The 9,495-nt window shown below is 71.6% G+C and carries 11 protein-coding genes; 5 read left to right on the top strand and 6 right to left on the bottom strand.

Going from position 1 to position 9,495, the window contains the following annotated elements; all coding sequences use genetic code 11:
- Positions 1–90: 90 nt before the first annotated feature.
- Positions 91–924, bottom strand: coding sequence for a hypothetical protein (locus ACFYM0_RS37740; protein WP_388510232.1), 834 nt, complete (start codon positions 922–924; stop codon positions 91–93).
- Between the two features lie 140 nt (positions 925–1,064).
- Between ACFYM0_RS37740 and ACFYM0_RS37745 the strand changes: the two genes are divergently transcribed.
- Both ACFYM0_RS37745 and ACFYM0_RS37750 read left to right on the top strand, forming a co-directional pair.
- Entirely contained in the window at positions 1,065–2,036 is a 972-nt protein-coding gene (locus ACFYM0_RS37745) for a DUF4097 domain-containing protein (protein WP_388510235.1), read from the top strand.
- A gap of 1 nt (position 2,037) precedes the next feature.
- Positions 2,038–2,949: a helix-turn-helix transcriptional regulator gene (locus ACFYM0_RS37750; RefSeq protein WP_388510238.1), complete on the top strand. Its 912-nt coding sequence runs from the start codon at positions 2,038–2,040 to the stop codon at positions 2,947–2,949.
- A gap of 11 nt (positions 2,950–2,960) precedes the next feature.
- Here the strand turns inward: ACFYM0_RS37750 and ACFYM0_RS37755 are convergent, their stop codons facing one another.
- The 5 genes from ACFYM0_RS37755 to ACFYM0_RS37775 form a co-directional block, all read right to left on the bottom strand.
- On the bottom strand, positions 2,961–3,104 hold the full coding sequence (locus ACFYM0_RS37755; protein WP_388510241.1) for a hypothetical protein: 144 nt from the start codon (positions 3,102–3,104) through the stop codon (positions 2,961–2,963).
- A gap of 102 nt (positions 3,105–3,206) precedes the next feature.
- Positions 3,207–3,719 (bottom strand): Clp protease N-terminal domain-containing protein, encoded by a 513-nt coding sequence (locus ACFYM0_RS37760; protein WP_388510244.1) that lies wholly within the window; start codon positions 3,717–3,719, stop codon positions 3,207–3,209.
- A complete protein-coding gene (locus tag ACFYM0_RS37765; protein WP_243336126.1) occupies positions 3,719–3,928 on the bottom strand; it encodes a helix-turn-helix domain-containing protein in 210 nt (69 codons plus the stop codon). Before ACFYM0_RS37765 ends, ACFYM0_RS37760 begins: the two co-directional genes overlap by 1 nt.
- Positions 3,929–4,017: 89 nt before the next feature.
- Entirely contained in the window at positions 4,018–4,980 is a 963-nt protein-coding gene (locus ACFYM0_RS37770) for a zinc-binding dehydrogenase (RefSeq protein ID WP_388510247.1), read from the bottom strand.
- Positions 4,981–5,500: 520 nt separating this feature from the next.
- Complete coding sequence (locus ACFYM0_RS37775; RefSeq protein ID WP_327254908.1) at positions 5,501–6,703, bottom strand: NADP-dependent malic enzyme; 1,203 nt, start codon at positions 6,701–6,703, stop codon at positions 5,501–5,503.
- 524 nt (positions 6,704–7,227) lie between these two features.
- Between ACFYM0_RS37775 and ACFYM0_RS37780 the strand changes: the two genes are divergently transcribed.
- The 3 genes from ACFYM0_RS37780 to ACFYM0_RS37790 form a co-directional block, all read left to right on the top strand.
- On the top strand, positions 7,228–8,187 hold the full coding sequence (locus tag ACFYM0_RS37780) for an ABC transporter substrate-binding protein (protein WP_388510251.1): 960 nt from the start codon (positions 7,228–7,230) through the stop codon (positions 8,185–8,187).
- A gap of 39 nt (positions 8,188–8,226) precedes the next feature.
- The gene (locus tag ACFYM0_RS37785; RefSeq protein ID WP_388510253.1) at positions 8,227–9,168 is read left to right on the top strand and encodes an ABC transporter permease subunit; all 942 of its coding nucleotides are present in this window, start codon (positions 8,227–8,229) and stop codon (positions 9,166–9,168) included.
- A partial coding sequence (locus tag ACFYM0_RS37790) for an ATP-binding cassette domain-containing protein (protein ID WP_388510256.1) occupies positions 9,168–9,495 on the top strand: 328 nt, incomplete at its 3' end. The genes ACFYM0_RS37785 and ACFYM0_RS37790, both read left to right, overlap by 1 nt.

Consider the following 9,495-nt stretch of genomic DNA (forward strand, 5'->3'; position numbering starts at 1 on the left):
TTGAGATGTCGCAATCCCCACCGAACCCGGAGGCCCTCACCCATTTCAAGAACCCAGCACGCGTGTCACCAACGTCCCCGGACAACACACCTAGGCGCGGCGGCGGGCCCGGTCGTAGGCCAGGGCGGCCGCGCCGTGGGTCACCAGGACGGTGCCCGCGGCCAGCCAGCCCGGGCTGCGGCGGCGGGCCGCCCACAGCATCAGGGGGGCTCCGGCGGCCAGTTGGGCCGCACCCGCCAGACGGGCCTTGGGGCCCCGGAGCCACGGGCCCAGGGGGCTGTCCTCGACCACCGCGAGCTCCGCCCGCACCGTGTCGCGCCAGCCCGCCCACTCCACCCGCTCCGCCGCCGGCGCGACCCGGGCCGCTTCCCGCAGCCGGTCGGCCGGTTCGCCCGGGTTCAGGCCCGCCGGGAGCGCCAGCCCCGCGCGGGCCAGCAGCGCGATGACGCCGAGCAGCCGGGACTCGCCGTCCGCAGCCTCGTCGGGGCGGGTGAGGCGCTCCAGTTCCTCCAGGTCCAGGACCGGGTCCAGTCCGAGCCGGGCCGCGAGCAGCCGCATGGCGTCCGTGTCCGCGGAGTGCGGGGCGTCCGGCTCGCGGTGCGGGCGGCCCGCCGCGTCCCACTCGTAGGCCGCGGAGCGGCGGAATCCGCAGGACAGGACGAAGCCGGTCCGGCCGTCTTCCCACCACAGGCTCAGCACCGGCCAGTTGGAGCTCAGCGCGACCGCCGCACCCCAGCCCGCCAGGACTTCGGCCACGGATTCCGCGCCGCCGAGCCAGGGCTTGGCCTCGGGCACCAGCACGCTCCACTCGCCGGCGGGGGCCAGCAGCAGGCGCTCGCGCAGGATGTGCGCGGCGGGTCGGGCGGCGAGGGGCTCGGCGCGGCAGAGCAGCAGTCCGCCCGCCGTGGTCTGGGAGATCGACATGGCCACACGCTAAGCCAAAACGGCCCAAAATGATGATTTTGGATCATCCTGACGTGCTTGACTTCCCGCAACCGCGATATATCGTGTTAGCCAGAAGACGCGATATGTTGCGTGCAGGTACGCCGAGGAGGGCCAGCACCATGGCAGAGGCAGCGCAGAATCCGCAGAGTCCGCCGCAGGTGTGGTCGGTCGCCGCACCGCAGAAGCTCGCCTTCGAGGAGCCGGTGACCGAGGTCCGCGTCCGGATGGCCGGCGGCACGGTCAACGTGGTCGCCGCCGAGGAGGGTCCGGCCCGCCTGGAGGTCTCCGAGGTGGACGGGCCGCCCCTGCACGTCGTGCAGGAGGGCGGGACCCTCACCATCTCCTACGAAGACCTCCCCTGGAACGGCTCCCAGGGGCTCAAGCAGTGGTTCGAGAGCAAGCCCTGGAAGGCCTGGTCCGCCTCCGACTCCGGCCGCAAGGCCTGGGAGCGCAGCGCGACCGTGACCCTCACGGTCCCGGCCGCCACCCGGGTGCAGCTGGCCACCGTCAGCGCCACCGTCTTCGTCTCCGGCATCGACGGCGGCACCGACATCCACGGGGTCTCCGGCGACACCACGCTCGTCGGCCTGTCCGGCCGGATCAAGGCGCACACCGTCTCCGGCGGGGTCGAGGCCCAGTCCGTGACCGGCGAGCTCGGATTCCACTCCGTGTCCGGCGGCCTGACGGTCGTCGACGGCGCCGCCGGCAACGTACGGGCCGACTCGGTCAGCGGCGACATGCTGATCGACCTCGCCCTGGACGACCGGCCCGCACCGCGGCCGGTCGACATCTCCCTCAACTCCGTTTCCGGGCAGGTCGCCATCCGCCTCCCGCACCCGGCCGACGCCCGGGTCGAGGCCAACACCGCCACCGGCGGCGTCTCCAACGCCTTCGAGGACCTGCGGGTCTCGGGCCAGATGGGCGCCAAGCGGATCACCGGCACTCTGGGCGCCGGCACCGGCACCCTGCGCGCCACCACCGTTTCCGGCTCCATCGCGCTGCTGCGCCGCCCGGCCGAGACCTCCCCCGCGGAACCGGCCGGGCCGGCCACCCCGGCCGCCCCGCTCGCGCTCGACAAGAAGGTGCTCTGACATGCCGCCCGTCTTCGCCCACGGCCGCCTCCGCCTCTACCTCCTCAAGCTGCTCGACGAGGCCCCGCGCCACGGGTACGAGGTGATCCGGCTGCTCGAGGAGCGTTTCCAGGGGCTGTACGCACCCTCCGCTGGCACGGTGTACCCGCGCCTGGCCAAGCTGGAGACCGAGGGCCTGGTCACGCACGCGACCGAAGGCGGGCGCAAGGTGTACTCGATCACCGACGCGGGCCGCGCCGAACTGGCCGACCGCGGCGGCGAACTGGCCGACCTGGAACTGGAGATCCGCGACTCGGTCTCGGAACTGGCCGCCGAGATCCGTGCCGACGTGAGCGGCGCGGCGGGCGACCTGCGGCGCGAACTGCGGGCCGCGGCCAGCGCGTCGGCCACGCAGGTGGAGGACGAGTCCTGGAAGGCCGCCAAGGAGGAGCTCCGCAAGGCCAAGGCCGAGTGGAAGGAACAGGCGCGCCGGGCGAAGGACGAGAGCCGCCGGGCCCGCGAGGAGGCGCAGCAGGCGCGCCGGCAGGCCAAGGAGGCGCAGGAGCGGGCCCGTGAGGAGGTCCAGCGCATCGCCGGTCAACTGCAGGAGCAGTTCGCGAAGTCGGGCGGAGTCCTGGGCAGCCTGGCGGGAGCCTGGCTCGGAGGCTCCGGCTCGACGGCGGCCCCCACCGCGACCGCGCCCCGCGCCCCTTCGGCCGCTCCGGCGTCCGCTCCCGACACGGACTGGGCGCGGGACGTGCCGGCGACGGGAGACCCGGCCCGCGACCTGGACCGGCTGCTGGACCGCTTCCGCGACGACATCCGCGACGCGGCCCGCGACCGGGGAATCAGCGACGACCAGCTGGCGCAGGCCCGTACGCACCTGGCGGAGGCGGCCGCCCGCATCGCCTCGGCCCTCGGCCCGCAGGGCTGAGACGGCTCGGCTCAGCCCCGGGCGCCGGCGCGGCGCATCCGGGCGCCGACCAGGAGGCCCGCGCCGGCGAGGGGCGCGGAGCCCGCAGCGCCCACGATCCAGCCGGTGTCATCGGCGGCAACGGTGATCGATGCGGTGATCCGGGACGATTTCACAGACACAACCTCCTGGGAAACGTTCTTTTGCAGCACGAGACGCGTGGGCCGCACGGATGGTTGTACGTCGCATCGAAGAACGCGGGGGAGGGGTGCCGGTGCTCAATCCGTCAGGGCCGTCTCGGCTCCCGCATAGGTGACCCCGTGGTCCGCGAGGACCTCGGCGGGTGTGCCGGGGCGGGACAGGAGGGAGAGGAGCAGGTGGAGGGTGGAGATGTGGCGGTCCTTGCGGCCCAGGGCGATGCGCAGGGACTGCTCCAGGACCTTCTTGGCGCCCGGGGTGAAGCGGGTGCGGCCGGAGCGGCTCCTGGGGGCCGGGCCCGACAGGGCGCCCTCGCCGTGGGTCTCCTCGATGCGGGAGACGATCTCCGTGAGGTCGATGCCGAGGCCCGCGAGGGCTTCCTCGTCCGCCTTTGACATCCCGCCCCTGCGGCGGGCCGCCGCCAGGTCGGCGCAGACCGCGGCCCGGTCGACGCCCAGGGGGTCGAGCGCGCCCAGTGCGAGCAGCGAGAGGAGCAGGTGCTCCTCGCCGACTTGCCGCGCCCCGGTCCGCTCGGCCTCCGCGACCGCGCCCGTCACGGTGGAGCGGGCCTCCCGGGTGAAGCGTTCGAACATCAGAGCCTCCCGTGCTTCTTGTGTACGGCCTGCCGGCTGACGCCCAGCTCGGCCGCGATCTCCTGCCAGGACCAGCCCTGCGCGCGGGCCCCGCGCACCTGTACGGCCTCCAGTTGCTCCAGCAGTCGCCGGAGGGCGGCCACGGCACGCAGGCCCACGCGCGGGTCACGGTCACCGGCGCGCTCGGCCAGATCGGTAGCTTCCGTCATGGGTGTCAATGTAGGTTGACGCACGGGAGGTGTCAACCCACATTGACACCGAGTGGTGGTGCGGGGCGGTGGTGCGGGAGGCCCGGTGGCTAGACGGTGAGGACGATCTTGCCGAAGAGGTCGCCCGACTCCAGCTTCGCGAAGCCCTCGCGGGCCCGGTCCAGCGGCAGCGTCTCGTCGATCACGGGGCGGACCCCGGTCGCCGCGCAGAAGGACAGCAGGTCCTCCAGCTCGTCCTTCGATCCCATCGTCGAGCCGACCACCTTGAGCTCCAGGAAGAAGATCCGGGTCAGCTCGGCGTGCGCCGGACGGTCCCCGCTGGTGGCGCCCGAGATGACCAGGGTGCCGCCGGGGCGCAGGGACTTGACCGAGTGCGACCAGGTGGCGGCGCCGACCGTCTCGATGACGGCGTCGACCCGCTGGGGGAGCCGAGCCCCGGGCTCGTACGCCTCCACGGCGCCCAGTTCGACGGCGCGCTTGCGCTTGGCCTCGTCCCGGCTGGTCGCGAAGACCCGCAGGCCGGCGGCCTTGCCGAGGACGATGGCGGCGGTGGCGACCCCGCCGCCCGCGCCCTGGACCAGGACGGAGTCCCCGGGGCGGACGCCCGCGTTGGTGAAGAGCATCCGGTAGGCGGTGAGCCATGCGGTGGGCAGGCAGGCGGCCTGCTCGAAGGAGAGCTCGGCGGGCTTGCGCAGGACGTTCCACGCGGGGACGGTGACCTGCTCGGCGAAGGTGCCCTGGTAGTGCTCGGTCAGGATCGAGCGGGGCTCGTCGGGACCGACCCCGTGGCCGGTCTGGCCGATGACGGAGTGCAGGACGACCTCGTTGCCGTCCTGGTCGATCCCGGCGGCGTCACAGCCGAGGATCATGGGGAGCTTCTCCTCCCCGAGGCCGACTCCGCGCAGCGACCACAGGTCGTGGTGGTTGAGGGAGGCGGCCTTGACGTTCACGGTCACCCAGCCGGGGCGGGCCTGCGGGGCGGGGCGTTCGCCCAGCACGAGGCCGTTCAGTGGCTGGTCACGGTCGATTCGGGCGGCGTAGGCAGCGAACATGGCCGCGAGGCTACCGGTCGGTAGCCCGGGGATCCAGGGGCCGCCCCGTCCACTTCCGGTGATCGGCCCGGGCCCGGCGGCCGGCCGTCCGGACGTCCCGCCCCGGCCCGTGGCGGAGCCGGGCCCTGCGGGGGCTGTCCCCGACCCGCCCTTCCGCCGTTCCCTGGGCTCCGCCCGGACCCGCGCCTCAAACGCCGGCGGGGCTGGATGCGGCCGGCCTCGGACCGGATGCGAACGCCGGCCGCCCGGGAACGGAAGTGGGGGGGGGGGGGGGGGGGGGGGGGGGGGCCCCCCCCCCCCCGCCGCGGGGGCGGCGCCCCCCCCCCCGGGCCCCCCCCCCCGCCCGGCCCCCCCCCCCCCCCCCCCCCCCCCGCCCCCCCGCCCCCCCGGGCACCCGGCGGGGGGGGGCGGGGCGGGGGGCGCCCCCCCCCGGGGGGGCCCGGCCCCCCCCCCCGGCGGGGGGGGGGGCGGCGGGGGGGGGGGCCGCCCCCCCCCCACTTCCGTTCAGCCAGTGCGGCGCCTACGCCAGGCGGGCCACGCCGTCGGCCTTCGCCGCCGCGGCGACCGCGGCCGTGACGGCCTCGGCGACGCGGGTGTCGAACGGCGAGGGGATCACGTAGTCGGCGGCGAGCTCGTCACCCACGACGCCGGCGATGGCGTCGGCGGCGGCGATCTTCATGCCCTCGGTGATCCGGGTCGCGCGGACCTTCAGCGCGCCCGCGAAGATGCCGGGGAACGCCAGCACGTTGTTGATCTGGTTCGGGAAGTCCGAGCGGCCCGTGGCCACGACCGCCGCGTACTTGTGCGCGACGTCGGGGTGGACCTCCGGGTTCGGGTTGGCCATGGCGAAGACGAAGCAGTCCTTCGCCATCGTCGCCACCGCGGCCTCGGGGACCGTACCGCCGGAGACGCCGATGAAGACGTCCGCGCCCGCGAGGGCGCTCTCCAGGGAACCGGTCTGGCCGGTCTTGTTCGTCAGGCCCGCGATCTCCGCCTTGACGTCCGTCAGGTCGGAGCGGTCGGAGGAGACGACGCCCTTGCGGTCGGTGACACAGACGTCGCCGATGCCCGCGTCCACGAGGATCTTGGCGATCGCGATGCCCGCGGCACCGGCGCCCGAGATCACGGCGCGCAGGTCGGCGAGGGTCCGACCGGTGAGCTTCGCGGCGTTGCGCATGGCGGCCAGCGTCACGATGGCCGTGCCGTGCTGGTCGTCGTGGAAGATCGGGATGTCCAGCGCCTCCTGGAGGCGGCGCTCGATCTCGAAGCAGCGGGGCGCCGAGATGTCCTCCAGGTTCACCCCGCCGAAGGACGGCGCGAGGCGGATCACGGTCTCGATGATCTCGTCCGTGTCCTTGGTGGCGAGCGCGATCGGAACCGCGTCGACGCCACCGAACTGCTTGAAGAGAATGGCCTTGCCCTCCATCACGGGGAGGGAGGCCTCGGGCCCGATGTCACCGAGTCCGAGCACGGCCGTACCGTCGGTGACGACGGCGACCACGTTGGACTTCCAGGTGTACTCGTTCACGAGCTCGGGCTGCTCGGCAATGGCGCTGCAGACCTTCGCAACGCCGGGCGTGTACGCCAGGGACAGGTCGTCCTTGTTGTGGACCGGCACGGTGGCCACGATGGCCATCTTGCCGCCCCGGTGCAGCGCGAACACCGCATCCGGGTTGTTGTCCGTCACGCTGTCGCTGCGAGGATTGACGATCTCCGCTGCCACTGTCTTAACCCCTTAAGTCTTTGAATCGTTGAGGGTGGCCACTCCTGGTTAAGGGGTGGGCGGGCACCGCGTCCGTCTTCGCGTCGACGGTTGTAGGCCCGTCTCCACGAAGGGGAGGTTCGTACGCGCGGGCGCGCCGCACGCGCGCCCTGAGCCCCGGATGAGGGGTGTAAGGATCTGTTCTACCCGAAGAACACTCACCCAGACGAGTCGATTCCCGCTCGACCATAAGCCCCTTGTCCCGGTTTTGGCGAAAAGTCCAAACCTCTCTGTCCGATGGGCGAGACGCGCCGTAAATAGTGAGGCAAAAGGCCCAGGTCACGGCCGTTCGTGCGGCTCTGAGGGGCCTTGTCCGCAGTCCTGTTGGGTACGAAGGGGCTGCCGTTATCCGATTTTGACCTGACGGGCTGCCTGAATGACTCAGTCCGAATGGCAAGATGCCCCTAATCACACAAGGTCGCGACACTCGATGAGGCGTGCCGGGCCGCATTTCGATGCTTTCCACCTGCCGGAGGAACCAGCTCATGACCGCAAGCACCACCCGCCGTACGACCGCCGCCCGGTCCCGGATCGCCGCGGTCGGCGCGATCGCGGTCGCCGGCGCCCTGATCCTCACCGGCTGTGGAGACCAGACGGACAAGGGTTCCGCCGCGACGCCGTCGGGCAAGGCGAACGCCGCCCCGCTCTTCTCCAAGCTTCCGAAGAAGATCCAGGACGCGGGCGTCATCAAGGTCGGCACGGACGCCACGTACGCGCCGATGGAGTTCACCGAGGGCGGCAAGATCGTCGGCGTCGACCCGGGCATCGCGGAGGCCCTCGGCAAGCAGCTCGGCGTCACCTTCAAGTTCGAGTCGGGCACCTTCGACACCCTGATCGGCAGCATGCAGACGGGCCGCAGCGACGTGGTCATGTCCTCGCTCACCGACACCAAGGCCCGTCAGGAGGGCCTGGACGACAAGGGTGCCAAGACCGGTGCGGGCGTCGACTTCGTCGACTACTTCTCCGCCTCCACCGGCATCCTGGTCAAGAAGGGGAACCCGCAGGGCATCAAGACCCTCGACGACCTCTGCGGCAAGAAGGTCGCCGTCCAGCGCGGCACGACCTACGAGCAGTCCGCCAAGGACCAGTCCGAGAAGTGCAAGACGGCCGGCAAGGCCGAGGTCTCCATCGAGTCCTTCCCGACCGACGCCGAGGCCCAGACCCGCGTGAAGGCCGGCGGCGCCGTGGCCGACCTCAACGACTCCCCGGTCGCCGCGTACATCGCGCAGACCGCCGGCGGCGGCAACGACTTCGAGGCCATCGCCAACCCGACCGACGCCGGTCTCTTCGGCATCGCCGTGGACAAGAAGAACGCCGAGCTGCGCGACGCGCTCAAGGCCGCCCTCGACGCGATCATCAAGGACGGCTCGTACAAGGCAGCCCTCGACAAGTGGAACGCGGGCTCCGGTGCCGTGACCGAGGCCAAGATCAACGCAGGCTCCTGATCTCCGCGCACCACCGCAGCACACTGAAGGGCAGTCACTGTGACTGACAAGCTCGACAAGGTCCCGGGCCCGGCGGACACCCCGCCGGCCGGTTCCCTCCCCCCCGAGGCGATCAAGGCCATTCCGGTTCGTCATTTCGGTCGCTGGGTCAGCGCCGTGGTGGTCATCGGTCTGGTCGTGATGCTCGCCGTCGCCTTCTCGCAGGGCAACGTCCGCTGGGCGACCGTGCCGGAGAAGCTGTTCGACCCGACCATCCTCCGGGGCATGCTCAACACGATCTGGATCAGCGTCGCCTCGATGGCCCTGGGCCTGGTGCTCGGTGTCCTGTTCGCGGTGATGCGGCTCTCGAAGAACCCGGTGACCAGCACCATCGCCTGGTTCTACATCTGGTTCTTCCGCGGCACCCCGGTCTACGTACAGCTCCTGATCTGGTTCAACCTCGCCCTGATCTTCCCTGTGCTGAACCTCGGGTTCTACAAGGACGAGATGACCCAGGTCATGACCCCGTTCCTGGCCGCCCTGCTGGGGCTCGGTCTGAACGAGGGCGCGTACATGGCGGAGATCGTCCGTGCCGGCATCCAGTCCGTCGACGAGGGACAGAGCGAGGCCTCGCACGCGCTGGGCATGACCCGGACGCAGACCATGCGCCGGATCGTGCTCCCGCAGGCCATGCGGGTGATCGTGCCGCCGTCGGGCAACGAGTTCATCAACATGCTGAAGACCTCCTCGCTGGTGGTCGCCGTGCAGTACCCCGAGCTGCTGCGCGCCGCCCAGGACATCGCCTCGACCTCGTTCGCGGTGATGGAGATGTTCTTCGTCGCCTCGATCTGGTACCTCGTCCTGACCAGTGTGTTCAGTGTCGGCCAGTACTACCTGGAGCGCCGCTACGCTCGCGGCTCGCTGCGGTCCCTGCCGCCCACCCCGCTGCAGAAGATCAAGGCGAACCTCTCCCGCTTCTCGAACCGCAAGGCGGTGGCCTGATGACTTCGACTGCCATGGTGAAGGCCGAAGGCGTCCACAAGTCCTACGGAGCCGCGCACATCCTCAAGGGCATCGACCTCGAGGTCGCCCCGCGTGAGGTGTTCTGCCTGGTCGGTCCGTCCGGGTCCGGCAAGTCGACGTTCCTGCGGTGCATCAACCACCTGGAGCAGGTCAACGCCGGACGGCTGTACGTCGACGGCATGCTGGTGGGCTACCGGCAGAAGGGCGACAAGCTCTACGAGCTGAAGGACAGCGAGGTCGCGGCGCAGCGCCGGGACATCGGCATGGTGTTCCAGCGCTTCAACCTCTTCCCGCACATGACGGCCA

The sequence above is a fragment of the Streptomyces sp. NPDC006487 genome (genome assembly GCF_042870555.1).
Classification (GTDB): domain Bacteria; phylum Actinomycetota; class Actinomycetes; order Streptomycetales; family Streptomycetaceae; genus Streptomyces.